Genomic DNA, 25,140 nt, shown 5'->3' with positions numbered 1-25,140 from the left:
ACGGCCGGGGTCCGGCGGAAGACCATGGGTCCCCCGCTCCTGCCTGCGGCGCTTTCGCGTCGACTGTTCCCGTCGGGCGGCGGCAGGACTCGGCGTTCCTGCCCGGCGGGGCCCGCTGTGGCGAGCGTCAAAACGTTAAGCACAAGGCGGCAGATAGGACAAACATCCCGGTTCCGGCCGCCAACTGCGTCCACTCACTCCGCCGGTTGGCAGAACCGCAGGTCAAAGCGGTGAATTTCAGCGCTCTGCAAGCGAGCGGTCACAGGAGCCGGAGAGAGCCTTGTCACATCTTCGGACGAGCGCCGCGAGCGGTACGTCCGCTTTGTCGGTCGGTCGTCAGCAACCCTTTTTTCAGCCGAGGTTGATGATCTGTCCGGGTTTGATGAGGTTCGGGTTGTCGCCGATCGCCTGGTGGTTGATGTCGTAGAGGTGACGCCAGCCGCCCTCGGCGTGGGTGGCGGTCGCGATGCCCGAGAGCGAGTCGCCGAAGCCGACGGTGTAGTGACCCGTGGGCGAAGTGCCCGGAACATCATTCTTGTTGGCGGTATCGGGTGAGGTGGGGTTCGCCGGGGCGCCGCCGTCCGTCACCGAGAGGACCACGGTGCGGGTCGCCTGGTCGTGCGCGGCCAGTTCCTCGTCGGTCGGGCTGTACGGCTTCGCGTGCCGCCCCGGACCGCCGCTCGGTACGCCACTGGTGGGGCCGGCGGGGCCGCTGGGGTCCGTCGGGGCCAGCGTGGTGGCACCGCCCGGGTCGGGCATGCCCAGCGGCGGTGTGGTGGCCGTGGGCGGCGCGGGGGTCACCGGTGTGATCGGTACGACCGGCGGGGCGGTGGGGTCGGTGCCGGGGACTCCGGGCGGGCCGGCCGTCGGCGTGCCGGGAGTGGCCGGCGGCGAGGCGACCGGCGGAGCTGGCGTGACCGGAGGCGCGGTCGGGTCCGTGGTCGGAGCGGTGGGGTCGGTGGTGGGCGCCGTGGGGCCGGAGGTGGGCGCGGTCGGCGCGGGCGCGGGCGTGTGCTCGCCCGGCTGGGCCGGGGTGGGCACGGCGGTGTCACCGGGGTCGTCGGTCGGTGTGCTGTCCGGGAGCAGTCCCGTACCCGTCTCGCAGCCGGGCCAGGCGCCCGGGCCGAGTTCGGTCAGCATCTTCTCGGCCACGGCTATCTGGTCCGCCTCGGAGGCGAGATCGGGCCGCTCGGCGAACGCCTTGCCGCCGTACTGGTCCCAGGTGTCCTGGGTGATGGCCAGGCCCCCGTAGAAGCCGTTGCCGGTGTCGGCGTTCCACATGCCGCCGGTCTCGCAGAAGGCCACCCGGTCCCAGGTGGTCCGGTCCGCGGCGTGCGCGGTGACCGCGCCGAAGAACGGGAGGGCGATGCCGGCGCCGGTCGCGGCGGCGGTCGCCATGGTCACCCGCGCCGTGGAGGGCGGTCGGGGACGTCGGTGCCGGCCGTTGGCTGACGAGAGCATTGCGGTCGCCTTTCTTTCTGGCCTCACGTGCCCTCGCGCGCCGCTTTTCGGTCCTGTTGACCTGCGGACCCGGCCGATCGGGCCGGGATGCCGTCCGCAGCGGTGCGCGCGGTGGGGATGGGCGCGTCGCGCGAGCCGTGCGTGCCTCGCGTTGACCGCAGAACGTAGCGGGGTTGACGGCTCGATCACAAGCCGATGTAGCGATCATCACGTCGGGGTCACGGTGATGACGGACCGTCACCTCACTGGTGGTTACCCAGTGGTGTCTCTGCGGTGAATTCCACCGGGAGCGAGCGCAGTCCCCGCATGATCAGACCGCCGCGCCAGCGCAGTTCGCCCGGGGCGGCGCCCAGCCGCAGATCGGGCAGCCGGGTGAGGAGCGCGGCCAGCGCGGTTCTGGCCTCCAGCCGGGCGAGCGGGGCGCCGAGGCAGTAGTGGATGCCGTGGCCGTATCCGAGGTGCGGATTGTCGCGGCGGGCGAGGTCCAGGGTGTCGGGTCCGCCGAAACGGGCCGGGTCCCGGTCGGCGGCGGCCAGCACCACCAGGACCGGGTCGCCGGCCGCGATCGCCCGGCCGCCGATGGTCAGCGGCGCAGTGGCGTACCGCCAGGTGGCCAGTTCCACCGGGCCGTCGTAGCGCAGCAGTTCCTCGACGGCGCTCTCCAGCAGGGCGCTCTCGCCGCGGGCCAGCGACTCCTGGAGCCGCCGCCGTTCGGCGGGGTGGCCGAGCAGGGTGTGCACGCCGTTGCCGATCAGATTCACCGTGGTCTCGAAGCCGGCGAAGAGAAGGATGAAGGCCATCGCCGCGGCTTCGTTGGCGGTCAGTTGCTCCCCGTGGTCGCTGGCGCGGATCAGACCGGAGATCAGGTCCTCGCCGGGGCCGCCGCCCGGACTGCCGCCGAGGCCGGCGCGCTTACGGTCGATCAGCTCGACCAGATACGCCCGTATCCGCTTCACCGACCGCGCGACACCACCCCTCGGTCCGCCCCCGTGCCTGATCATCATCCCGGCCCAGTCCCGGAAGTCGTCCTGGTCCTCGGCGGGCACGCCCAGCAGGTCGCAGATCGCGTAGATCGGCAGCGGGAACGCGAACTCGTGGATCAGGTCCGCCTGCCCGCGCGCGGCGAATCCGTCGATGAAACGGTCCGTCAGCTCCCTCACCCGCGGCTCGAACTCCGCCACCCGGCGCGGGGTGAAGGCCTTCGACACCAGCCGCCGCAGCCGCGTGTGGTCCGGTGGATCGATATTGAGCAGATGCGTCATCAGATCGGCGCCCCGCTCCCCGGGGATCCCCGTCTTCCCCCGCGCCCGCGAGTCCTCGGCGTGATGCACCGGGTTCTTGCTGAGCCGCCCCTCGGCCAGCGCCTCCCGCGCCTCCCCGTACCGCGTCACCAGCCACGCCCCGACCCCGCTGGGCAGCTCCGTCCACCGCACCGGGGCGTGCTCCCGCAGCCAGGCGTAGGCCGGATACGGATCGGTGGCGAACTCCCACGTGAAGAGCTCGGGCACCGGGCCTTCTTCTTCGCGGGCGTCGCGCTCGTCACGGCTGCCAGGCTTCAGGGGCTGTGTCACCCCGCGACGCTATCCGCCCCGCCCACGTTGCCACCGGGCGGCCCGTTCACTCTTTCGGCGGACGGATCTTCGTTTTCGCTGGGTAGGCTGGCTGTAAGTGCCAGAATCCGTCGTTATGGGAGCGCCGATGAGCACCACAGCCGGGGACGACGGTCAGGACCCGGGCCCCGTGTGGCCGACCCCTCCGCCCGGTGGGTGGACCGCGGATGACTTGGAGCACATTCCGGGCCTCCCTCCGCACACTGAACTGATCGACGGGGGCCTGTTCTTCGTGAGTCCGCAGACCTATTTCCATATGGCCGTGCTGCGCCTTCTGGAGAGCGCTTTGCTGGACCAGGCACCCCCCGAGTTCGATGTGGTGCGGGAGATGACCACCACGCTGGGCGAGCAGGACCGTCCGGAGCCCGACCTGATGGTGGTGCCCTACACCGCCTTCACCCAGATGCGTCAGACCTCCTTCGATCCGGCCGAGGTGGTGCTGGCCGTGGAGATCGTGTCGAAGGAATCCGCGACGCGTGACCGCAGGATCAAACCGCACAAGTACGCCGCTGCGGGGATCCAGCACTTCTGGCGGGTGGAGGAGAACGCGGGACTGCCGGTGGTGTACGTGTACGAACTCGATGCCAGCACCGGCAGCTACGCGGTCAACGGTATCCACCACGGTCAGCTGAAGGTGCCGGTCCCGTTCCTCATCGACATCGACCTCACCAAGCTGCGTCGGCGCCGGGACCCGGCGGGAGCCCCGGTCCAGCCGCGTGAGGACACCGACCCCCAGATCTGACCGGCCCCCCTCCCCGCGCCGCTACTCGTCCTCGTCCTCTACCTCGTCCCCCGCGGGAGCCCCTCCACGGCGGGCCGCCTCCGCGGTGCGGATGGTGGTGCGGTAGTGGCGGGCGGCGTGGCGGAGGGCGGCTTCCGGGTCGATGCCGGCGGCCTGGGCGGCGGCGGCCTGGGCGAGCAGATGGTTGCCGAGGTGGGCCTCGGTCGGAGGGCGGGTGCTGTCGGGGGCGGGCGGGGTGGGGGGCAGCGGGAGGCCGGCGGCCCGGGCGCGGGCGGTGAGTTTGGCGGCCAGGGCGAGGGCCGGGGAGGCGAGCGGGACACCGTCGGTGACCGATTCACGGGCCTTCTCGACTCCCTTGAGCCGTATCCAGTTCGCCTGGACCTGCTCCGGGGTCTCGGCCACCTCGTCGCCGTAGATGTGCGGATGGCGGTGGACGAGCTTGGCGACCAGCCCGGCGGCCACGTCATCGATCCCGAAGGGCTCCTCCGGATGGCCGCCGGCGATCGCCGCGTGGAAGACCACCTGGAGCAGTACGTCCCCCAGCTCCTCGCGGATCGCCTCCCGGTCGCCCTCCTCGATCGCCTCGACCAGCTCGTACATCTCCTCGATGCCGTAGGTGGCCAGCTCCTCGTGGGTGCGCAGGCTGCTCCAGGGGCACTCGGCCCTGATCCGGTCCATCACCTGGACGAGGTCCAGCAACCGGGCACCCGGCAGGTCGTAGGAGCCGGGCAGCAGCTCCAGATCGGGCATCGCGACCCGCCCCGAGCCGCCGAGCCGGGCCAGCTCGTCGGTCACGGCCGGCGCGGCGCCGCCGGACGGCGGGAGATAGACGACCGTACGGCCGCCGGCGGTCGCGTCCACCAGCTCCTGGCCCCGGGGGTCGGCGATCTCCACCGCCACCCCGGCCTCGCGCAGATAGGGCAGCTGCGGATGCTCCGGGTCGGGGCACAGCACGCGGTCGGCGTCGTGCAGGGTCCGCCAGGCCGGCCAGGACAGCTGGCCGGGAGCGACCCGGTGACTGCTGGTGAGCAGCACCAGACGGCCGGGCGCGCCCGCACCGCCCGAGCCGCCGTTCACATCTGCCTCGTCTTGATCCTTCACACCTCGAACGTACCTCGCGCCACCGACAACGCGGTCACGCGCCCGGGCGGCCCGCGGTCAGGCGCCGCCGTTGTCGGTGGTGAGGGAGGCGGCGATCGGCGTCTTGTCGACCACCCACGGGTCGCTCTGCGCTCCGATCGAGCCCTTCTTGGCGTCCCACGTGCCATAGCGCGGATTGACCCGCACGCCGATCGACGTCGCGGTCTTCGCCAGCGCCTGCGCCAGCGCGGTGTTGCCGCCGTCGCTGCCCGGCTGGAGGCCGAGTCTCTGGATGAGCTTGCCGGAGGCCACGTCCCGGTAGAAGAAGTGGGTGACGTCGGACTTCGCGACGCCGTAGTTGACCAGCAGCGTGCTGTCGAGCTTCGACTCGCTGCCGCCGAACTGCGCGAGCGCCGCCTGGTGGTCCTGCTCCACCTCGCTGTCGCTGACCGTCACATGGGACGCGGTCAGTGCCTGGCCGAGCACCTCGTCCTCCACCAGCCGGCCGAGCATCTGCGTGGACAGATCGCCCGCCGAGTCGAGCAGTTGGGCGCCCTGCGGGGAGCCGGAGACGGCGGTACGCAGCTCGTTGACCTCGGACTGGAGGGCGGAGACGGTGATCCGGTGGTCCCCGACCACCGCCGCGGCGCCCGCGTCGGCAGGTCCCGAGCCGCACGCGGTGAGGGCCGGCGAGGCGAGCAGGAGCCCGGCGGCGGCGATCGAAACGGCGGTGCGGCGGCGGACCATGGTGCCTCCCGGCGGGGCGTGCGCCCCGCGAAGCTGACGTGATGGCGATGATCGATCGAGCACGAGGATATTGAGCCGGGGCCGCGGATATCCAGCACTCTGCCGAACGTGATCTCCGCGAGCGGCAGTCTGTGGGTGCGCTGTGGACGCTATCAGCCACGTGGGCGCGATTTTTGGCCTCGCTGAGGCCAGGCGAGGCCACGCCAGGCGGGGGCGACCGCACCCCCCAGGGGCCCCACTCCGCCCCGGCCCCGGCTCCTGCCTCGGCCCCGCCTCAGCCTCAGCCTCGGCCTCAGCCGATGTCGGCGACCGGTGCGTCCCAGGCGTCGCGGTCGACGGTCAGCTTCACGCCGCCGTAGGTCTCCGTGGAGTCGACCTGGTACTGGTGGCCGCGCCGGTGCCCGGTCCACAGCCCGGACGCGAAGGGAAAGCCGGTGGTCGTGGTGTCGCCGCCGTCGTAGCGCGCGTACCACAGGGCGTCCGGCAGGTCCGTCCGGTTCGGCTCGGCCTGGGCGACGGCGGCGGCGCTGGAGGAGGTGAAGCCGTAGAAGCCCGCCCAGAAGGCGCGGGCGTGCAGCGCCTTGTCCCAGGACTGGATGTAGGTGAGGACGGAGTCGACGCACGCCGTGTCGCTGGTGTCGTACGCCTCCATGTCGAGGTAGATCGCGCCGGACGAGCGCATGCCCAGCGCCTTGGCCCGGGCGACGGCGTCGGCGCCGTCCGCGGCGCCGAGCGAGGCCGCGTTGGCGGCGGTGATCCGCTCGGGGTTGCCGCTGGTCTGGCAGGGCGGCTGGGCGCCGACGTAGAGCGGGATCAGCTTCCAGCCCGCGCCGCTGACCGTCTCCACCCAGGAGGAGGTCAGCTGGGGCTGGGCGCAGCCGCGGTTCTTGCCGCCGATGTAGACGGCGGCGGCGCCGTAGGGGCCACTGGACCGCCAGGCGCTCATCGTGCTCGCGCTGGGCGCGGTGCAGGTGTCGAAGGCCAGGCCGGTGAAGACGACCGCGGAGCTGGGGTGCGGAACGCCCGGCAGGCCGCTGACGGTGATGGGGCCGGCGTGCTTGGCGCCCGCGGGCGTGGCGGTGGACTTCGCCGGAGTGGACGTCGCGGTGACCGCCGCACCGGCGCTCTTCTGCTTCAAGGTGGCCTTGCCGGAAGCCGCAGCCGGGGAAGTCGGCGTCCCGGTGGCGGCCTTGGCGGCGCCGCCCGCGCCCGCCGCACCCGCCCCGGCCGACGGGCTGCCACTCGGCGCCGCGGCGACCGTGCCGGTGCTCGCCTTCCCCCCGGTGGTGGCCGCCTCGGCGAAGGCCGCGCCGCCCCCGATGACGGCCACCGCCACGGCTATGGCGGTGTAGCGGGGCCACTTGGACCTGGGCAGGCGGCGATGCGACATGTGACGTCCTCGGCTTGCTCGACGCGGCGGGGTGCGGCCGGCTCACGACGGAGCCGCCCGGGCTCGCCGGCCCACGGTGGGGATCACAGCCGAGCGGGCCAAGTATGCAGGTGGCCAAGGGAGTTGACAATCATGCCACCCGCCCCGGCCGCAGCCGCGGCTCAGCGGACCCCGGGCCCGGCCGCACACCGCCGGCGTACCCGCCGCGGCGGCGGCCCCGCGCCGGGCACCTCCCGCGCGGGGCCGGGGGTCAGCCCCCGCACTGGGCGAGCATCGCCTGCTTGTCAGCGGTGGTCACCGGCAGCTCGTACTTGAGGGAGACCTCCGCGATCCGTACGGCGTAGGAGCAGCGGATCTGCTTGTTCGGCGGCAGCCAGCTGGCCGCACCCGAGTCGCTCTTGGAGCCGTTGGAAGGACCGTCCACCGGAAGGAGGTTGAGCGGGTCGTTGGCGATGTCCTCGCGCTTGCCCTTGGTCCAGTGGGCGGCGCCCATCTGCCAGTCGTAGGACAGCGGCATGACGTGGTCGATCTGGACGGCGGTGGCCTTGGCCTTGACCCAGTGGATGGCCTTGCCCGTGTAGGGGTCGTCCAGGGTCATGGACATCACCACACACTTCGAACCGGACCGGAACGTGAGGTTCAGACCGTCCCGTTTGAGCAGGTCGTTGCGGGTGTCGCAGCCGTTGTGCGAGAACGGCACGCCGCCGGGGGCCGAGTCCATCCAGGCGGCGCCGAACGCGTCCCTGCTGTAACCGGTCTTGGGACCGCGTCCCTTGGTGGCCACCTTCTTGATCAGCGTGACCGCCTTGGCCCGGTCGGCCGCCGAAGTGATCGCCGCCAGCCCCGCCTTGGTGCCGTCGGGGTTGTCCAGCGGGCTGACCGCCCGGCCGTTGCTGACCACGGGGCCGCTCCCCGCCGCGGTGTCGCCGCCGGCGGCGGTGCGGCCGCCGCCATTGGGTCCGTCGGCGCCGATCGTGGTCTCTTTACAGCCGGCGACGGCGAGCAGTGCGGCCAGGGCCGCAGTGCAGGCGAGGCTCCGGGATATGCGTCGGTCCATCTACCACCTCGGGGAGGGTGTCGTCGTTGTGGGTGGCATGACCGCCCATCTGCTGTGCCGTTCATCTGGGTATCTGCCCCGATGACGCCGAAATAGCACGGAGTTGGCGGGCCGGCGGCGGTGGGCGGTGGTGGGCCGCGCCGAGCGCGCCGGCGCCGGCGCCGCCCGTCGGTACCTTCGAACAGCGGTGGCACGCCGAGGGGTTGGTACGGCCGGTGCCGCGCCGGGCGGCGACACCGGTCCGCGGCGGCGCGGGGCCGGTCACGCGGGGGTCTGCCGGGGACTCCGGCCTCAGGGCGGCGGCAGCGCGGAGCGCGGCGCCCGCGCCGTCCGCCGCCCGTGTAACCGAGATCTCACGGCGGGCAGCATACGGGTCGGCCCGCCGCGCCGCGGCCGGGATGACACGCTCGGTCCGTCCCATGGGTCCCGCCCGCACGAGCCGTCCCGTATCTTTTCCGGCAGACCCCGACCCCGTTTCGGAGGAGGACGACCGATGGACAGGGCCGAGGCTGTCATTCCGGCGCAGGACGGCGCCAAGGACACCGCGGCGGTCGCGTCCGCCGCCCCGGCCGGGGCGGGCGCCGACGAGACCGGCGCCGGGCACGGACCATGGCTGCGGACGGCAGGCGGGCGGCTCGACCCGTATCTGCTGACCGCCGTGTTCTTCGTGGCGTATCTGCTGCTGTCCGTGACGCGCTACCGGCAGATGCTCACCATGTCCTGGGACCTCGGCATCTTCGAGCAGGTGGTCAAGTCCTACGCGCATCTGCACGCGCCGGTCGCGGATCTGAAGGGGCCCGGGTTCAACATCCTGGGCGACCACTTCAGCCCGGTCACCGCACTGATCGCGCCGTTCTACCGGGTCTTCCCCACGCCGGTGACGCTGCTGGTGGCGCAGGCGCTGCTGTTCGCGGTGTCGGTGATCCCGGTTACCCGCGTGGCCGCGTATCTGCTCGGCAGGGGCCGGGGGCTGGCGATCGGCGCCGCCTATGGGCTGTCGTGGGGGGTGCAGAAGGCGGTCGAGTTCGACTTCCACGAGATCGCGTTCGCGATGCCGCTGCTCGCCTTCTCGCTGGAGGCGGTACTGCGCAAGCGGTGGGCGGCGGCGATGTGGTGGGCGGTGCCGCTGGTCTTCGTCAAGGAGGACATGGGGATCACGGCCGCCGCGATCGGCGTGATCGTCTGGTGGCGCACCCGGCAGGAGCCCGAACCCGAGCCCGAGCCGGTGGGCGGGTCGGCCGGGGACGGGGCGGAAGGGCGGGACCGCGACGGGGACAGTGACCTCGGCCACAAGGACGCCGACCAAGGGGGCCAGGAAAGCCCCGGGGACACCAGCGACACCAGCGACCTCAAGGAGCGGCTGTCCGCGGCGGTGCGCTACGGCCCGTGGGCAATAGCGCTGGCGGGCTTCGGGGTGGCGGCGTCGGTGCTGGCCTTCGGGGTGATCATCCCGGCGTTCAACTCCACCGGCGGCTACGACTACTGGAACAAGCTCAACGGCAACGGCGCCCCGATGCCCGGGCACATCCCCTTCGCCACCGCCGTGCACACCCTGCTGTGGATCCTGCTGCCGACCAGCGGTCTGCTGGCGCTGCGCTCGCCGCTGGTCCTGGCCGCGCTGCCGACCATCGGCTGGCGGTTCGTCTCGCACGACGACCACTACTGGGGCACCGACTGGCACTACAGCGCGGTGCTGATGCCGGTGGTGTTCCTGGCGCTGGTGGACGCGGCCGAGCGGTCGAGGGCCAGCCACCGGCCCTGGCTGCGCTCCTACGCCTCGGGCGCGCCGGCCGCGGTGGCCGGCGCGGCGCTCGCGCTCACCCTCACGCTGCCGCTGGCCTCGCTCGACCAGGGCTCCACCTACAAGGTCGACGCGCACACCAAGGCGGTCGAGAAGCTGCTGGACGAGATCCCGGACGGGGCCAGTGTCGAGGCCAACGTCGGGCCGATCAGCCGGCTGGTGCACCGGACCACGGTGTACTGGGTCGGTGACACGCCGGGCGTGACGCCCGACTACATCGCGCTCGACAACACCTCGGGCTGGGTGCCGGACCCGGTGACGTACGCCGGGCAGCTGCACCCGGGCGTCACCTATCAGGTGATGGCCCAGTCCGAGGGGTATGTGATCCTCCACCGCGGCTGAGCACCGCGGCGGCACCCGGCGGTCGTCCGTGCCACTCGCGGCGGTTTCCGGGCCTGGGACGGATGAGGGCCGAAACTATGATCAGCTCGTCGGGTAGTCGACGTAGGCGAAGCGGCGGGAGTCCGGGGCCCAGCTGTTGACGTTGAGGCTGCCCTGGCCGCCGGGGAAGGCCAGGATGTCGCGCCGGCCGGCACCGTCCGGGTCCATCAGGCGCAGGACGACATCGCGGTCGGCCGGGTGACCCTCGGTGCCGGGCGGGAAGCTGATGTAGAGCACATGGCGGCCGTCGGGCGACAGGTGCGGGAACCAGTTGACGCGTTCGTCCGAGGTGAGCCGGGTGAGTCCGGAGCCGTCGGGGCGCATCCGGAAGATCTGGGCGTGGCCGGGGGCGGTGGCGCCGTGCTCGGAGTTGAAGTAGATCCACTCGCCGTCCGGGCTGAACTCCGGCCCGTCGGCCGGGGCCGGGCTGTCGGTCAGCCGGGTGTCGGGGCCGCCGCCGGCCGGCAGGGTGAAGATGTTCCGGTAGCCCCATTCGTCACCGCCGTAGGGCTCGACCCCGACGTAGGCGAGGGTGCGGCCGTCCGGCGAGACACCGTGCAGGAAGTGCCGGAAGGGGCCGGGCCGCCGCTCGTTGGTCACCCGGCGGGCCGGCCCGCCGGCCAGCGGCACCGCGTGGATGTGCCCGTCGCCCGCCGACAGGTAGAGCGTGCCGCCGTCCGGCGAGAGCACATGGTCGTTGTTGGCGTCGGTGATCCCGCCGGTGTCGATCACCTCGGGCCGGGGACCGGCGCCGGCCCGCGAGCCAGCGGCGGAGCCGGGGCCGTCGTCAGGCGCCTCGGCGGCGATCCGCAGCAGCAGCCCGTCCTGGTTGAAGACCAGCCAGCGCCCGTCCGGCGTCCAGTTGGGCGCTTCCAGGGCGCTGTCCGTCGTCTCGTACACCAGCCGGGGCGCGCCCCCGTCGATGTCGGCGACCAGCAGCCGGGCGCGCTGGCCCGGGGCGAGCGGTCGGATGTTCGTACCAGCGGCGGTGAGGGTCACAACCGCCCACCCTAACGCGAGGCGTGCCCCGCTCCTCAAGGACCGGGAGCGGGGCACGCGTTCAGCGGGCAGGCCTTCGGCGGGGGCAGTCGTTCAGCGGAAGGCCACCGCCCTCAGCAGGACAGGTTGCTGCCCGCCGGGACGCCCAAGATCGAGGTGAAGCTCTGGTAGGCGTTGACCCGGCTCTGCACCTGGGCCGGATTCCCGCCGTTGCACTCGATGCTGCCGTTGATGCTGCGGATCGTCTCGCCGAAGCCGGCGCCGTTGACCATGGCGTTGTGCGGGGTCATGGTGCCGGGTCCGGACTGGGTGTCCCAGTACCACAGGCCGGTCTTCCAGGCGACCGCCGGATCGGTCTGGACGAGGTTGGGGTTGTGCAGCAGGTCGATGCCCAGCGCGTCGCCGGCCGCCTTGTAGTTGAAGTTCCAGCTGAGCTGGATCGGCCCGCGCCCGTAGTACGCGGACTGGCCAGCCGGGCAGCCGTACGACTGGCTGGTGTCGCAGTAGTGCGGGTAGTTGGCGGTGTTCTGCTCGACGATGTAGACGAGGCCGCCGGTCTCGTGGCTGACGTTGGCGAGGAAGGCCGCGGCCTCCTGCTTCTTGACGGTGTCGCTGCCGGTGGTGGCGAAGCCGGGGTACGCGCTCAGCGCCGCGGTCAGCCCGTTGTAGGTGTAGAAGGAGTTCCGGCTCGGGAACATCTGGTTGAACTGCGCCTCGCTGACCACGAACGATCCGTTGCCGGGCGGCGTCGTACCACCGCTGCCGCCGCCGGTGGTGCCGCCGGTGCAGGAGTACGGGTCCCAGTACCAGGTGCTGATCGTCGGGTCGTAGCCCGGGTTGTCGTGCTCGGCGATGTAGTAGTTGCCGTCGGTGTAGCGGACGATGTCGCCGGTGACGTAGGCGTGACCCGCGGCCCAGGCCGGGTACGAACAGCTGCCGGTGCCGCCGGTCGTACCGCCGGTGCCGCCCGAGGAGCCGCCGCAGCCGCCCTGGTCGGCCCAGACGTCGGCGACGCCGGGGGTCTCGCCCTGGGTCCACCACTTGGCCGACCAGTTGTGGCTGTTGTAGGAGGCTGCCATGCCTCCGGTGTAGACCGCGGAGGAGCTCCACGGCGAAGCGCAGGTCGCGGCGGAAGCGGTGGAGGCCATCGGTACCAGGATCGCGAGCCCGATGACGGCCGCGAGAGCGGCGAGGAAGGCGATGATCCGTTGTCTCGACACGTGACCACTCCTTGTGGGGGATTCGAGTGGGGTCGAGTCAGCACTCAAACGGATTGGTCTGGACCTGTCAATAGGCCCAGCCCCATCCGGCGCCCCCGCGCCCGGTCCGTCAGCCCAGCACGGTCGTCAGCAACTCCGCCGTCCACTGGAGCAGTTCGCGCCCCACCACCGGCTTCGCGCCGATCTTCGCGGCCCCGGGGCGCGGCACGAGCACCTGCTTCGCGGCGGCCTTGATCAGGGAGCGCGGGTAGATGCGATTGAGCCGCAGTTCCTGCGACTCGCGCAGCTCCACCGGCCCGAAGCGGACGTTGGGGCCCTGAAGCGTGATGTCACTGACGCCGACCTTGCGGGCGAGCATCCGCAGGCCCGCCACCAGCAGCAGATTCTCCACCGGCTCGGGCAGCTTGCCGTAGCGGTCGGTGAGTTCCTCGCGGACCGCGGTGATGTCCTGCTCGGTGCTCGCCGCGGCGATGGCGCGGTAGGCCTGGAGGCGCAGCCGCTCGCCGGGCGCGTAGTCGTGCGGGACGTGCGCGTCCACCGGAAGCTCGATCTTGACCTCCAGCAGCGTCTCCTCGGGCTCGCCGCCCGTGTCGAGCGCCGAGCGGTAGTCGGCCACCGCCTCGCCGACCATCCGTACGTAGAGGTCGAAGCCGACGCCCGCGATGTGGCCGGACTGCTCGCCGCCCAGCAGATTGCCGGCGCCGCGGATCTCCAGGTCCTTCATGGCGACGTACATGCCCGCGCCCATCTCGGTGTGCTGGGCGATGGTGGCCAGCCGCTCGTGCGCGGTCTCGGTGAGCGGCTTCTCCGGCGGGTAGAGGAAGTACGCGTAGCCGCGCTCCCGCGAGCGGCCGACCCGCCCGCGCAGCTGGTGGAGCTGCGACAGGCCGAAGGTGTCACCCCGCTCCACGATCAGCGTGTTGGCGTTGGGGATGTCGATGCCCGACTCGACGATCGTGGTGGACACCAGCACGTCGAACTTCTTCTCCCAGAAGTCCACCACCACCTGTTCGAGCTGGGACTCCCCCATCTGCCCGTGGGCGGTGGCGATCCGCGCCTCCGGCACGATCTCGCGCAGCCGGGCCGCCGCCCGGTCGATGGACTCCACCCGGTTGTGGATGTAGAAGACCTGGCCCTCGCGCAGCAGCTCGCGGCGGACCGCCGCACCGATCTGCCGTTCCTCGTACGGTCCGACGAAGGTGAGCACCGGGTGCCGCTCCTCCGGCGGGGTGGTGATGGTGGACATCTCGCGGATGCCGGTGACCGCCATCTCCAGGGTGCGCGGGATCGGGGTGGCGGACATGGTGAGCACGTCCACATTGGCCCGCAGCTTCTTCAGCTGCTCCTTGTGCTCGACGCCGAAGCGCTGCTCCTCGTCGACGATGACCAGGCCCAGGTCCTTGAACTTGGTCTCCGAGGAGAACAGGCGGTGGGTGCCGATCACCAGATCGACCGAGCCGTCGCGCAGCCCCTCCAGTACCGCCTTGGCCTCGGTGTCGCTCTGGAACCGCGACAGCGCGCGCACGTTCACCGGGAACTGCGCGTACCGCTCGGAGAAGGTGCCGAAGTGCTGCTGCACCAGCAGCGTGGTGGGGACGAGCACGGCGACCTGCTTGCCGTCCTGCACGGCCTTGAACGCGGCCCGCACCGCGATCTCCGTCTTGCCGTAGCCGACGTCGCCGCAGATCAGCCGGTCCATGGGCACCGACTTCTCCATGTCCTCCTTGACCTCGGCGATGGTGGTGAGCTGGTCCGGGGTCTCCGCGTAAGGGAAGGCGTCCTCCAGCTCGCGCTGCCAGGGGGTGTCGGCGCCGAAGGTGTAGCCGGGGGCGGCCATCCGCGCCGAGTAGAGCCGGATCAGGTCGGCGGCGATCTCCTTGACCGCCTTCTTGGCCCGGGCCTTGGTCTTGGTCCAGTCCGCGCCGCCCAGCCGGTGCAGCGAGGGGGCCTCGCCGCCGACGTACTTGGTGATCTGCTCCAGCTGGTCGGTGGGCACGAACAGCCGGTCGCCGGGCTGGCCGCGCTTGGCCGCCGCGTACTCGACCACCAGATACTCGCGGGTGGCGCCCTGCACGGTGCGCTGCACCATCTCCACGTAGCGGCCCACGCCGTGCTGCTCGTGCACGATGTAGTCGCCGCCGACCAGGGTGAGCGGGTCGATGGTCTTGCGGCGGCGGGACGGCATCCGTCCCATGTCCTTGGTGGACGACTTCTGCCCGGACAGGTCGGTCTCGGTGAGCACCGCGAGCTTCAGGGCGGGGTCGATGAAGCCGTGCTCGATGGAACCGGTCGCGACATGGACCACGGAGGGCGCCAGCGCGGCCAGCGGGCCCGACGGGCCTCCGGCGCCGTCGGCCTCCGCGGCGGACCGGGCGGCGATGCCCTCGCCGCGCAGCACCTCCACCATCCGGGCGGCCGGGCCGTGGCCCTCGGTGACGAAGACGGTGCGCCAGCCCTCGGCCAGCCAGCCCTTGGTGTCGGCCAGCGCCCTGGCGGTGTCGCCGCGGTACAGCTCGGGGGCGCGCATGCCCAGCCGCAGGGTGTCGCCGAACTCGCGCTCCAGGCTGGTGTCACCGCTGGCGCGGCGGCCGGCCGCCAGCTCGTCGGTCTCGTCGGCGGCGAAAGGGCTCACCGACCACCAGGGGATGCCCAGCTCGCGGGCCCGGTCCCGTACGTCGGCGATCGCCCACAGCGAGGCCGCGCCCAGGTCGACCGGGGCCTCGCCGCCGCCCGCGGAGGCCGCCCAGGACGCCTCCAGGAACTCCTGGGAGGTGGCCACCAGGTCGGCGGCCCGCGTCCTGACCCGCTCCGGGTCGCAGACGACCGCCATCGAGCCGGCCGGCAGGACGTCCAGCAGCAGTTCCATGTCGTCGACCAGGACGGGGGCCAGTGACTCCATGCCCTCGACCGCGATGCCCTCGGCGATCTTGAGGAGCATCTCGTCCAGCTCCGGGTGCTCGGCGGCCAGCGCGGCGGCCCGGGCCCTGACCTGCGCGGTCAGCAGCAGCTCGCGGCAGGGCGGCGCCCACAGGCCGTGCTCGGCGACCTCCAGGGAGCGCTGGTCGGCGACCTTGAAGTAACGGATCTCCTCGACGTCGTCGCCCCAGAACTCCACCCGCAGCGGGTGCTCCTCGGTCGGCGGGAAGACGTCCAGGATGCCGCCGCGCACCGCGAACTCGCCGCGCTTCTCGACCAGCTCGACCCGGGCGTACGCGGCTGCCGCCAGCCCGTCGACCACGGTGCCCAGGTCCGCGCTCTGCCCGCTGCGCAGGAACACCGGCTCCAGGTCGCCCAGGCCCTTGACCTGCGGCTGGAGCACGGAGCGGATCGGTGCGACCACGACCTGTACGGGTCCGGCGGCCGGGTCGTCGGCGCTGGGGTGGGCGAGCCGGCGCAGCACCGCCAGGCGGCGGCCCACGGTGTCGCTGCGCGGCGAGAGCCGCTCGTGCGGCAGCGTCTCCCACGCCGGGTACTCCACCACGGCGTCGGCCGACAGCAGCGAGCGCAGCGCGGAGGCCAGGTCCTCGGCCTCCCGCCCGGTGGCCGTGACCGCGAGTACGGTGCGCCGGGCGCGGGCCGCCAGCGCGGCGATCGCCATCGGGCGGGCGGCGGGCGGACCGACCAGGTCCACCAGCGGGCGCGCGCCGGACGCGGCGGCGGCCACCGCCTCCGCGAGGGCGGCGTCCTCGACGACGACGTCGACCAGACCGTTCAGACTCATCAGGATTCCGTCCCGGGGGGCAGGCAGCGAAGAAGCACGCTGCCGTACGGGCAACGCGAACCGCCCGACACGTGTCACGGGCCGGGGGTAGCTTCCAGCGTACGACCTACCGCCCACCCCCACCCACCGCCTCCGGCGGGGGGCCCAAGTCCCACGCCGCCCCACCCGCCACGAACCCCGGCAACGACCGCAACGGGCCCGGCCCGCTGCCGACTGCCACGCCACCGTGGCTGGTCGCGCAGTTCCCCGCGCCCATGCGGGGCCCACCCCCCGCCGGGCGGCAAGCTCGCCACCACCCGCCCAGGGCCGGCGCCCCTTGCCCGGGGCCCGCACCACCGAGGGCACACGACGCGCCCCGAAAGGGGCGCGAGGAACTGCGCGACCGGCCCCCACCGGCCCAAGGCCCGGCAACGACCGCAACGGGTCCGGACCGGTCCCGGCTGCCAAGCCCGCCGTGGCTGAGCGCGCAGTTCCCCGCGCCCCTGCGGGGCGCACCCCCGCCGAGCGCCCACACCGGCAAGGGCGAGACGTGCCCCGAAAGGGGCGCGGGGAACTGCGCGGCCAGGAGGAGACGGTGCGAGGACCGGCGAGGACGGTCAGGGGCTGCCCCCCGCCGGATTCGCGGCTGCCCCCGGAGCGCGGCTTCCCGCGCTCCGGGGGCAGCCGGGCCCCAGCCCCAGCCCGGCAAGGGTCACGCTCGGGCTCAGTCCGTCGCGATCGCGCTGAGGACGTTCATCCGCGCCGCCCGGAAGGCCGGCAGCAGGGCCGCCAGGAGACCGACCACCGCGGAGCCGATGAAGACGGAGATGATCGTCGGCCACGGCACCTTCAGGATGCCCAGGCCCTGGGAGGCCAGCACCTGCTGGGCGCTGGACCCCCAGCCGAGGCCGAGGCCCAGGCCGACCAGTGCGCCGAAGAGGGCGATGACCACCGATTCCAGCCGGATCATCCGGCGCAGCTGGCGCCGCGACATCCCGATCGCCCGCATCAGCCCGATCTCACGGGTCCGCTCGACGACCGAGAGCGCGAGGGTGTTGACCACGCCCAGGACGGCCACGATGATCGCCAGGCCGAGCAGGCCGTAGATCATGTAGAGCAGCTGGTTGACCTGGCTCTGGATCAGCTTCTTGTAGTCGGCCTGGTCGCGGACCTGCACCTGCGGGTAGTCCTTGACCGCGGCCTTGAGCGAGGCGTAGGCGGCGTCCTGCTTCCCGTCCACGGCCTTGGCGAACATCATGAAGTCGCCGGGCATCCGGCCCGCCGGCAGCAGCCGCCGCGCGGTGTCGATGTCGGTGAACATCGTGCCGTGCTCGATGGCCGTGTCGTCGCTGGTGACGGCGGCCACCTTGAGCTTCGCGGTGGAGCCGCCGACCAGGGCGACGGTCAGCTCGTCGCCGAGCTTGACCCCGTTGTCCTTGGCGAAGCCCTCCGGCACGGACATCGCGTCCTTGCCGTAGGCGTCCGCCAGCTTGCCGCTCACCGTGTCGAGCCGCAGGTCCTGCGCGTAGCTGGCGTCCGCCGCGGTGATGTCCGCCTTGACCGCCTTGCCGGACGGAAGCGTCAGCTTGGCGTTGACCAAGGTGTAGTCGGTGAAGTGCTGGATGCCGCGGGCGGATTTCACCGCCTTCTCCACCGCGGGGGTGAAGGTCTGGCCCCCGTTGGAGCCGATCTGGAGGATGAAGTCGGCGCCGACCGACTTGTCGAGCTGGTCGTTGGCGGAGGCGACCATCGAGGAGCCCACCACGGACATGCCGGAGACCAGCGCCAGGCCGATCATCAGCGCCGAGGCGGTGGCGCCGGTACGGCGCGGGTTGCGCAGCGCGTTGCGTTCGGCGAGGCGCCCCACCGGGCCGAAGAACCGCAGCACCACCGCGCTGACGGCGCGCACGATGAAGCCGGCCAGCAGCGGCCCGACGACCACGAAGCCGATCAGCGTCAGCAGCACGCCGAGTCCGAGCAGTCCGCCGCCGGCCGAGGCCTTGGCCGCCTGGGACGCGGCGATGAGGGCGAAGCCGCCGGCCGCGCAGATCAGCACGCCGATCGCGGCACGGATTCGCCCGGCCCTGGCGTCGGCGGGGGTGCCGGCGTCGCGCAGCGCGGCCATCGGGGAGATCTTCCCGGCCCGGCGGGACGGGATGTAGGCGGCCAGCACCGTGACGACGACGCCGAGGACCAGGCCGACGATCGGTGTGGTGGCCTTGATCGTCAGCTCGGACGTGTCGAGCTTCATGCCGACCTTGCCCATGACGTTCATCAGCCCGATGGCCAGTCCGACGCCGCCGCCGACGCCGAGCACCGAGCCGGTGACGCCGAGCAGGAACGCCTCGATCAGTACCGACCGGTTGACCTGCTTGCGGCTGGAGCCCAGCGCCCGCATCAGGCCGATCTCCCGGGTGCGCTGGGCGACCAGCATCGAGAAGGTGTTGACGATCAGGAAGACGCCGACCAGCACCGAGATACCGGCGAATCCGAGCATCGCGTACTTCATGAAGTCCAGGAAGCCGCCGATGTCGTTCTTGTCCTTCTGCTTGGTCTCGGCCGCGGTGTCGACGGTGTAGCCGTGGCCGATGGCCGCCGTGACGTTCTGCTTGAGCCGGTCGTCGCTCGTGCCCGGGGCAGCGGTGAGCCCGAAGCCGGTGTAGGCGTGCGGGTCACCGAGCAGCTTGGCCTGCGCGGTGGCGGTGTCGACGTAGAGCACCGCCGCGCCGGGGTTGGTGGTCTTGAAGGTCGCTATGCCGCTGATGGTGACGTCGAAGTCGCCGGGCGCCGCGATGACGCGCAGTGAGTCGCCGATCGCCAGGTGGTGCTTCTTCGCGGTGTCCGCGTCCAGCACCGCGTCGGTGGCGGCGCTCGGCACGTGGCCCGAGGTGATCGTGACGGCCTTGGTCTCGGTCGGGTCCCAGTTGCTGACGATGGTCGGGGCGCCGCTGCTGGGGCTGATGCTGTCGTTGCGGGCGTCGGCGACCGTGACGTCCTGGCTGGTGACGTCGGGGTAGGAGGCGGCGACGCCCGGCACCTTCAGCAGCTTGCCCTGGAGCGCGGCCGGCACCGCGTCCGGCTTGCCGGTGGCCTGCGCGTCGTCGACCTTCTTGGCGCTGATGGTGACGTCGGAGGCGGTGGAGCCGAAGAGCTTGTCGAAGGTCGAGGTCATGGTGTCGGTGAAGACGAGCGTCCCGCACACGAACGCCACCGACAGCATCACGGCGACCACCGAGAGCGTCATACGGCCCTTGTGCGCGTAGAAGTTGCGCACCGAGGTCTTCAGGACGATCACGACGTGCTCCCGTGGGCGTCGGAGGAGCCGGTGACCGGGGCGGACGGCAGGGAGAGGGTCCGGGCCGAGGTCAGGGAGGGAGCCGGGGGCGAAGTGCGGGCCGAAGTGCGGGCCGGCGTCCGGGAGTCGTCGCCGGTGAAGCGCAGCATGCGCTCCAGCACCGACTCGGCGGTCGGGCTGGTCATCTCGTCGACGATCACGCCGTCCGCCAGGTACAGCACGCGGTCGGCGTACGAGGCCGCCACCGGGTCGTGGGTGACCATGACGATGGTCTGGCCGAGTTCGTCCACCGAGCGGCGCAGGAAGCCGAGGATCTCGGCGCCGGCCCGGGAGTCGAGGTTTCCGGTCGGCTCGTCGCCGAAGATGATCTCGGGGCGGGCGGCGAGCGCGCGGGCCACCGCGACCCGCTGCTGCTGGCCGCCGGACAGCTGCGTCGGGCGGTGCTTGAGCCGGTCGGCCAGGCCGACGGTCTCCACCACCCGGTTCAGCCAGTCGCCGTCCACCGTGCGGCCGGCGATGTCCATCGGCAGGGTGATGTTCTCCACCGCGTTCAGCGTCGGCAGCAGGTTGAAGGACTGGAAGATGAAGCCGATCTTGTCCCGGCGCAGCCGGGTGAGCTTCTTCTCCTTCAGCCGGGTGATCTCGGTGCCGCCGACCCAGATGCTGCCCTCGGTGACCGTGTCGAGCCCGGCCAGGCAGTGCATCAAGGTGGACTTGCCGGAGCCCGAGGGGCCCATGATCGCGGTGAAGCGGCCCCGCGCGATGTCCACGTCGACCGAGTCCAGGGCGAGGACCCGCGTCTCGCCGGAGCCGTACGCCTTGGTCACCGCGCGGGCGGCTGCGGCCACGGCCGAACGCTCTCCGTTGCCCCCGGACTTGGGAATCGTCACTGCCGTCGTCACTTTCACTCCTGATGTCGGTCTGCGGTGGGTGCGGTCTGCGGTGCGGTGTGCGGTGTGCGGTCTGCCGCTGGTACGTCTCAGCCTGCTGGAGCGTGCGCGGCGGCACGATGGGGCAGGTCTCCGTTCCGGTGGTGGGGGTAGCCCCACCCCGCCGCGGGGGTGGGGCTCTCCACCCCTGGTAAGACCGTAGGGACCGGCGGCGGCCGGATCGTCATCCGGCGGTACGAACCGTCGGGCGCCCGAAGTAGGTAGCTCCCCCTAAGGGACCGCTACCTGCGGCGTACCCGGGTGTCGGGGTCCGCGACGGGTACGTGCGAAGGTGTCGTGTACACGGAAGTGCCGCCGGGCGCGCGGGAGTTGGGCGGCGGCGCGGGAGCCGGACCCGGGCGCCGGGTCCGGGCGGCCTCCGGGGCGGGTCAGTTCAGGCTGAGCCGTACCGGGCGCGTCCCGCCGAGCAGGGCGGCCAGCGCGCGGTCCACGTCGGGGCCCGCGTACCAGTCGCCGGTGTGGTCGACGGCGTAGACCCGGCCCTCGGCGTCGATGGCCAGCAACGCGCCGGTGTCCGGCTCCTCGCCGAGCGGGCTGATCTCCGTCTCCAGGGCCCGGCCGAGGTCGCCGAGGGTGCGGGCCAGGTGGAGGCCGCGCAGCGGGTCGACCAGCACGGCGCCGGGCGCGATCTGCCGCCCGGGTCCGGACACCGCCGGGATGCGCAGGCCGCCGAACTCCGCCCACGCCTCGATCGCGGCCGGGAACACCGCGTGGCGGTGGCCGCCGGGCGAGGTGTGGGCCCGCAGCAGATCGGCCCACTCCTCGGCCTGCTTGATGTCCCAGCGGCCCGGCTCCCAGCCCGCGGCCCGCAGTGCGGCGTCCACGCCGACCGGGAAGCGGGTGCTGGCCGGCATGAAGTCGCTCACGCCTCTTCCGCCGCGGGATCGAAGGGGCGCACCCCGAAGTGCGCCAGCAGGGGCGCGCAGGAGCGGCAGGGCGGGGCGTAGGCGCCGTGCGCGGGGTCGCCGTCCTCCCGGATCCGGCGGGCGGTGAGTTTGGCGCCGCGCAGCGACTTGCGGGCCTCGTTCTGGGTGAGCGGGCGGCGGGAGGCGCGCTTGCCGCGGCTGGCCTCGACAGCCGTGAGGTGGCGGGAGATCAGTACGGCCTCCGGGCAGCGGCCGGTGAAGCGTTCGCGCTGCCCGACCGGCAGCGCGTCCAGGAAGTCCCTTACCACGGGGTGGAGTTCGGCCGGCTGTTCGCCCTTGGACCCGGTGCAGGTCAGCACCTCGTCCCGGACGGACAGCGCGGCGGCCACCGCGGGCAGGATGCCGTCCCTGCGGTGCCGCAGCACCGGTGGGCCGCCGGGATCGTACGGCGCGCTCCAGTGCGGCCTCGGGTCGGTGGCCCCCGCCGCCGGCAGGTGGATTGTCATATTGTGCGTACATCCCTCCGTGCGCCCGCCCTGGGGCGGGCGGTCCCCCGTATGGTGATCAGAGTGCCAAACCGGCGGTCGGATGGGGAAGCGGATCGCCGTCCGTCACCCGCTCCGTGTGGGCCATGTCACCGCCCCATAACGGTGGGTCGGTGGCACGTACACAGGGCGTACACAGGTACGACAGATGCCATGGACGATACGGCCCCGGTGGCGGGAGGATCATCAGTCGGCCCGCCCAGCGGGTCCCCCCACCGCCGAAACAGGGAATGTGACCCTCATGCGCAAGACCCGATGTGCCGCCGCCACCGCCGCCGTACTGCCCGTCCTGCTGCTGGCCGCGGCCTGCTCCGGCAACTCGTCCGACGCCGACGGGAACGCCAAGACCGGCACGGCGAAGCCGTCGGCCTCGACCACGCCCCCGGGCAAGGTGCCGCTGACCAAGGCCCAGCTCACCAGCGCGCTGATCACCACCGCCGATGTGCCGGGCTGGACGGTCCAGGTCTCGCAGACGACCGCCACGGACTCCCAGGACGATTCGACGCTCACCGCGGACAAGCCCCAGTGCCAGCCGCTGGCCGACATCACCAGCAGCAAGCCGAAGATCCCCCGGATGGCCTTCGTCGGCGCGGCCTTCGCCAAGACCACCGGCCAGACCAACCCGGACCAGATCGACCAGATGCTGGTCGCCAGCCAGGCGCCCGGTGACGCGCAGAAGGTCATCGACTCGGTGAAGGCCGCACTGGGCACCTGTACGTCCTTCAGCGCGGTCGACAACACCGGGACGAAGACGCCGTTCGCCATCACCAAGGGCCCGGCGGTGGCCACCGGTGACGCGTCGGCGTCCTATGTGATGACCGACACGGCCGACAAGAAGACCGGCGCCGCGCTGGTGACCGTGGTGAAGACCGGCGACACGATCACCGCCTACCTGTCGGTGAAGGCGGCCGGCGGGCCCGGCCAACTGCCCCTCGACGTGGCCCGCAAGCAGAGCGACAAGCTGAAGGCGGCGCAGGCGAAGTAGCCGTGCGGCGGCCAGGCGCGGGGGGGCCGCCGGGCGCGGTGCGCGAAGGCGGCTGGCGGGTCGGGTGGTTCGGGCGCCCGTAGCGGCGTCGTGCTTGTCCCCGCGGTCCCCCGGGCCGCCGCACCGCCGACCGGCGAAGTGCGCCCCGCAAGGGCGCGGGGAACGGCGCGACCGGCCCACCACCGGCCCGGCCCGGGCGGGGGCCGCGCCGGACCAGGAGCGCTTCCCGCCCGCCTCCGCGTGGCAGCCGGTCGGCCACGCGATCTGCGGCGTCGCGTGCCGCCAGACCCGGTGCCGTAAGGTCGCGCGGCAGCGGGCCGTCGTCGCCCGCGGGTCCGGGCGGGCGACGGGACGGCCGCCGGGGGCCACGAGACCTGGGGAACACCGCGATGCCGCTACGTATACGCACCCGCCGACCCGCCCGCGGCCCCGCCGGCGTCCGGGCGGCCGTGCTCGCCGTCGCCCTGCTGCCGGCGCTGGCCCTCACAGCCGGCTGCGGCTCGGGCGGGGGCGCGAAGCGGCCGGAACCCACGATCGCGTCCGACGCGGGACCCGCCGCCCTGCTCGTCAAAGCGCTGCTCACCTCCTCCGACATCCCGCACGTCACGGTGGTGCCGGCCGCCGCTGGCGCCCAACTGCTGGGCGGGCCGCAGCAGGTCGACCAGCCGGGGTGCGGGCCGATCGCCGATCAGTGGGCGGGCCGCCCCGCGCACCCGCGGCAGGTCTACGTCGGCGCGACGGTCACCGACACCGCCGCCGCGGACAAGAACGCCAAGACCATCAGCCTGGAGGTGATCGCCTCCTACCGGCCGGGCGAGGCCGCCTCGGTGCTGGACGGGCTGACCACCGCGCTGCGGACCTGCCGCGGCTACCGGCTCACCCGGGGCGGTGTCACCACGTCGTTCCAGGTGCGCCCGGTGCCGGACGGCGGCGTCCGGCTGGGCGACCAGCAGGTCGCCTACACGCTGGCCGACACCGCCGCCGGCGCCCGGGGGACGGTGCTGGTCACGGTGGTCCGCAGCGGGGACACCACCGCGGCGTACGAGACGCTGCGCGTGGACCACAAGGCGGCCGCACTGCGGGCCGCGATCCCGCTGGAGCAGACCGCCAAACTGCGCGCGGCGGCCGGGGGCTGAGTCGCCCGCACTTTCGGATATCCGAGTTTTCCACCGGGCGTGGGCGGTAGTCGGACCGGTTGTCCACAGGTGCGCGAGCGAGGCCGACGCGACCTGCGCCGAAACCCCTAGGCTGTCCGTCAGCGGTTGAAAAGCAGGCAGGAGCAGGGGGAAACGGCCATGACGACAGATCGGCAGGGGTTGGGAGCGCCTCCCGGACCGGTCGCCGCGGGGCGGTCGGCGCCGCCCAACGCGGCCTACGCCGGACAGGTCGTGCACTTCCCCGATCCGGTGCGGGCGGCCCGGTATCCGCAGGGCGTGTGGGTGGACGACGAGGGGTATCCCGACTTCTCGCCCTACGCCCGGGCCGCCGCCGAGATCGCGCAGCCGCCGGAGGGCTTCGGCGTGGACGAACTGCGGCTGACCGACTACGTCTCGGCCAACGCCGCGCTGCACGCCGCCGGCCACGAGCTGTGGGGCAGCCTGTCGCCGGTGGCCACCCCGCACGGCTGGACCTGGCACCATGTGCGCGGCAGCCGCCGCCTGGAGCTGATCCCGGTCGAGGTCAAGGCGCTGCTGCGGCACCACGGCGGACTGGCCACCTCCGTCGCCGACCACGGCAAGCGCGGCACCCGCCCGCTGCAGGACCCCCGCCCGGTGCACTTCGCGCTGCCCAAGGACCCGGTGGCGGTCGGCGAGGAGCAGGTGCGCGACGTCGAGGAGGAGTTGGGCTACCGGCTGCCGGGCGCCTACCGCGCCTTCCTCAAGGCGGCCGGCGGCTGCGCGCCCCGGGGCGTGGCCCTCGACGCCGGGCTGGGACTCCTGGTCGACCAGCCGTTCTTCACCGTCCGCGAGGACGCCGCGGTGAACGACCTGGTGTACGTGAACAAATGCCTGCGGGACCATCTCACCAAGGACTATCTGGCCATCGGCTATGTGCAGGGGGGCATCCTCGCGGTGAAGACGCGCGGCGGGCGGACCGGTTCGATCTGGTTCTGCGGCTATGACGACGTGCGGGACGGCGAGCGCTGGAGCGGTCCGGCGGACCGGGTGGCGGAGCTGCTCCAGCCGTGCGGGGACACGCTGGACGCCTTTCTGCTGCGGCTGGCCGGCAATCCGGCGGAGCTGGAGACGGTGGCGAATCTGATGGTGGACGGCGGTTTCGCCGCCGCCGTGGCTGTGGAGGGGTGAGGCGC

Annotated in this window: 18 protein-coding genes; 5 read left to right on the top strand and 13 right to left on the bottom strand. The window is 72.6% G+C overall.

The genetic code is table 11. From position 1 onward, the window contains the following. Positions 1-351: 351 nt before the first annotated feature. Together ACFO3J_RS20225 and ACFO3J_RS20220 are read right to left on the bottom strand one after the other, a co-directional pair. Entirely contained in the window at positions 352-1,398 is a 1,047-nt protein-coding gene (locus tag ACFO3J_RS20225; RefSeq protein WP_386431063.1) for a transglycosylase family protein, read from the bottom strand. 305 nt (positions 1,399-1,703) lie between these two features. Beyond that, positions 1,704-3,020, bottom strand: a complete 1,317-nt coding sequence (locus ACFO3J_RS20220) for a cytochrome P450 family protein (RefSeq protein ID WP_386431061.1) — start codon at positions 3,018-3,020, stop codon at positions 1,704-1,706. 127 nt (positions 3,021-3,147) lie between these two features. Here ACFO3J_RS20220 and ACFO3J_RS20215 point away from each other — a divergent pair, with 127 nt between their 5' ends. Continuing rightward, the gene (locus tag ACFO3J_RS20215) at positions 3,148-3,813 is read left to right on the top strand and encodes a Uma2 family endonuclease (RefSeq protein WP_386430893.1); all 666 of its coding nucleotides are present in this window, start codon (positions 3,148-3,150) and stop codon (positions 3,811-3,813) included. 21 nt (positions 3,814-3,834) lie between these two features. Here the strand turns inward: ACFO3J_RS20215 and ACFO3J_RS20210 are convergent, their stop codons facing one another. The 4 genes from ACFO3J_RS20210 to ACFO3J_RS20195 all read right to left on the bottom strand — a co-directional run bounded on the left by ACFO3J_RS20210 (position 3,835) and on the right by ACFO3J_RS20195 (position 8,087). Then, positions 3,835-4,914 (bottom strand): nucleoside triphosphate pyrophosphohydrolase, encoded by a 1,080-nt coding sequence (locus ACFO3J_RS20210; RefSeq protein WP_386430891.1) that lies wholly within the window; start codon positions 4,912-4,914, stop codon positions 3,835-3,837. A 57-nt stretch (positions 4,915-4,971) separates the two neighbouring features. Then, on the bottom strand, positions 4,972-5,640 hold the full coding sequence (locus ACFO3J_RS20205) for a SurA N-terminal domain-containing protein (RefSeq protein ID WP_386430889.1): 669 nt from the start codon (positions 5,638-5,640) through the stop codon (positions 4,972-4,974). A 292-nt stretch (positions 5,641-5,932) separates the two neighbouring features. Further along, positions 5,933-6,685, bottom strand: a complete 753-nt coding sequence (locus tag ACFO3J_RS20200) for a glycoside hydrolase domain-containing protein (protein ID WP_386431059.1) — start codon at positions 6,683-6,685, stop codon at positions 5,933-5,935. Between the two features lie 595 nt (positions 6,686-7,280). Then, on the bottom strand, positions 7,281-8,087 hold the full coding sequence (locus ACFO3J_RS20195) for an HNH endonuclease family protein (RefSeq protein ID WP_386430887.1): 807 nt from the start codon (positions 8,085-8,087) through the stop codon (positions 7,281-7,283). A gap of 493 nt (positions 8,088-8,580) precedes the next feature. Here ACFO3J_RS20195 and ACFO3J_RS20190 point away from each other — a divergent pair, with 493 nt between their 5' ends. Beyond that, the gene (locus ACFO3J_RS20190) at positions 8,581-10,230 is read left to right on the top strand and encodes a DUF2079 domain-containing protein (RefSeq protein ID WP_386430885.1); all 1,650 of its coding nucleotides are present in this window, start codon (positions 8,581-8,583) and stop codon (positions 10,228-10,230) included. A gap of 81 nt (positions 10,231-10,311) precedes the next feature. Here the strand turns inward: ACFO3J_RS20190 and ACFO3J_RS20185 are convergent, their stop codons facing one another. The 7 genes from ACFO3J_RS20185 to ACFO3J_RS20155 form a co-directional block, all read right to left on the bottom strand. Beyond that, positions 10,312-11,268 (bottom strand): TolB family protein, encoded by a 957-nt coding sequence (locus tag ACFO3J_RS20185; RefSeq protein WP_386430883.1) that lies wholly within the window; start codon positions 11,266-11,268, stop codon positions 10,312-10,314. A 113-nt stretch (positions 11,269-11,381) separates the two neighbouring features. After that, positions 11,382-12,488 carry a glycoside hydrolase family 19 protein gene (locus ACFO3J_RS20180; protein WP_386430881.1) on the bottom strand — a complete coding sequence of 369 codons (1,107 nt, stop codon included), beginning with the start codon at positions 12,486-12,488 and terminating at the stop codon, positions 11,382-11,384. A gap of 109 nt (positions 12,489-12,597) precedes the next feature. Next, positions 12,598-16,209, bottom strand: a complete 3,612-nt coding sequence (gene mfd / locus ACFO3J_RS20175) for a transcription-repair coupling factor (protein WP_386430879.1) — start codon at positions 16,207-16,209, stop codon at positions 12,598-12,600. A 703-nt stretch (positions 16,210-16,912) separates the two neighbouring features. Next, the gene (locus ACFO3J_RS20170; RefSeq protein WP_386430877.1) at positions 16,913-19,483 is read right to left on the bottom strand and encodes an ABC transporter permease; all 2,571 of its coding nucleotides are present in this window, start codon (positions 19,481-19,483) and stop codon (positions 16,913-16,915) included. Continuing rightward, positions 19,480-20,385 (bottom strand): ABC transporter ATP-binding protein, encoded by a 906-nt coding sequence (locus tag ACFO3J_RS20165; protein ID WP_386430875.1) that lies wholly within the window; start codon positions 20,383-20,385, stop codon positions 19,480-19,482. The genes ACFO3J_RS20170 and ACFO3J_RS20165 overlap by 4 nt, the downstream gene beginning before the upstream one ends. Positions 20,386-20,801: 416 nt before the next feature. Further along, the gene (locus tag ACFO3J_RS20160; protein WP_386431057.1) at positions 20,802-21,287 is read right to left on the bottom strand and encodes an SUKH-3 domain-containing protein; all 486 of its coding nucleotides are present in this window, start codon (positions 21,285-21,287) and stop codon (positions 20,802-20,804) included. Positions 21,288-21,295: 8 nt separating this feature from the next. Further along, positions 21,296-21,805: a YwqJ-related putative deaminase gene (locus tag ACFO3J_RS20155; RefSeq protein ID WP_386430873.1), complete on the bottom strand. Its 510-nt coding sequence runs from the start codon at positions 21,803-21,805 to the stop codon at positions 21,296-21,298. A 280-nt stretch (positions 21,806-22,085) separates the two neighbouring features. On the opposite strand from ACFO3J_RS20155, the gene ACFO3J_RS20150 reads away from it, so the two are divergent. The 3 genes from ACFO3J_RS20150 (at position 22,086) to ACFO3J_RS20140 (ending at position 25,135) form a co-directional block, all read left to right on the top strand. After that, positions 22,086-22,829 (top strand): sensor domain-containing protein, encoded by a 744-nt coding sequence (locus tag ACFO3J_RS20150; RefSeq protein WP_386430871.1) that lies wholly within the window; start codon positions 22,086-22,088, stop codon positions 22,827-22,829. 389 nt (positions 22,830-23,218) lie between these two features. Beyond that, complete coding sequence (locus ACFO3J_RS20145) at positions 23,219-23,965, top strand: hypothetical protein (RefSeq protein ID WP_386430869.1); 747 nt, start codon at positions 23,219-23,221, stop codon at positions 23,963-23,965. A gap of 159 nt (positions 23,966-24,124) precedes the next feature. Then, entirely contained in the window at positions 24,125-25,135 is a 1,011-nt protein-coding gene (locus ACFO3J_RS20140; RefSeq protein ID WP_386430867.1) for an HNH endonuclease, read from the top strand. Positions 25,136-25,140 lie beyond the last annotated feature (5 nt).

Origin of the sequence: Streptomyces polygonati, from assembly GCF_042650325.1 — a bacterium.
Lineage (GTDB): Bacteria > Actinomycetota > Actinomycetes > Streptomycetales > Streptomycetaceae > Actinacidiphila > Actinacidiphila polygonati.
Note: the sequence above shows the minus strand (reverse complement) of the source record. Positions and strands in the feature narration are given on the sequence as shown.

Bases quoted from the DNA above. Each gene is read 5' to 3' on its own strand.
- ACFO3J_RS20225 (WP_386431063.1), bottom strand. From the start codon at position 1,398: ATGGCGACCGCCGCCGCGACCGGCGCCGGCATCGCCCTCCCGTTCTTC.
- ACFO3J_RS20215 (WP_386430893.1), top strand. From the start codon at position 3,148: ATGGGAGCGCCGATGAGCACCACAGCCGGGGACGACGGTCAGGACCCG.
- ACFO3J_RS20205 (WP_386430889.1), bottom strand. From the start codon at position 5,640: ATGGTCCGCCGCCGCACCGCCGTTTCGATCGCCGCCGCCGGGCTCCTG.
- ACFO3J_RS20195 (WP_386430887.1), bottom strand. From the start codon at position 8,087: ATGGACCGACGCATATCCCGGAGCCTCGCCTGCACTGCGGCCCTGGCC.
- ACFO3J_RS20190 (WP_386430885.1), top strand. From the start codon at position 8,581: ATGGACAGGGCCGAGGCTGTCATTCCGGCGCAGGACGGCGCCAAGGAC.
- mfd (WP_386430879.1), bottom strand. From the start codon at position 16,209: ATGAGTCTGAACGGTCTGGTCGACGTCGTCGTCGAGGACGCCGCCCTC.
- ACFO3J_RS20160 (WP_386431057.1), bottom strand. From the start codon at position 21,287: ATGCCGGCCAGCACCCGCTTCCCGGTCGGCGTGGACGCCGCACTGCGG.
- ACFO3J_RS20155 (WP_386430873.1), bottom strand. From the start codon at position 21,805: ATGACAATCCACCTGCCGGCGGCGGGGGCCACCGACCCGAGGCCGCAC.
- ACFO3J_RS20150 (WP_386430871.1), top strand. From the start codon at position 22,086: ATGCGCAAGACCCGATGTGCCGCCGCCACCGCCGCCGTACTGCCCGTC.
- ACFO3J_RS20145 (WP_386430869.1), top strand. From the start codon at position 23,219: ATGCCGCTACGTATACGCACCCGCCGACCCGCCCGCGGCCCCGCCGGC.
- ACFO3J_RS20140 (WP_386430867.1), top strand. From the start codon at position 24,125: ATGACGACAGATCGGCAGGGGTTGGGAGCGCCTCCCGGACCGGTCGCC.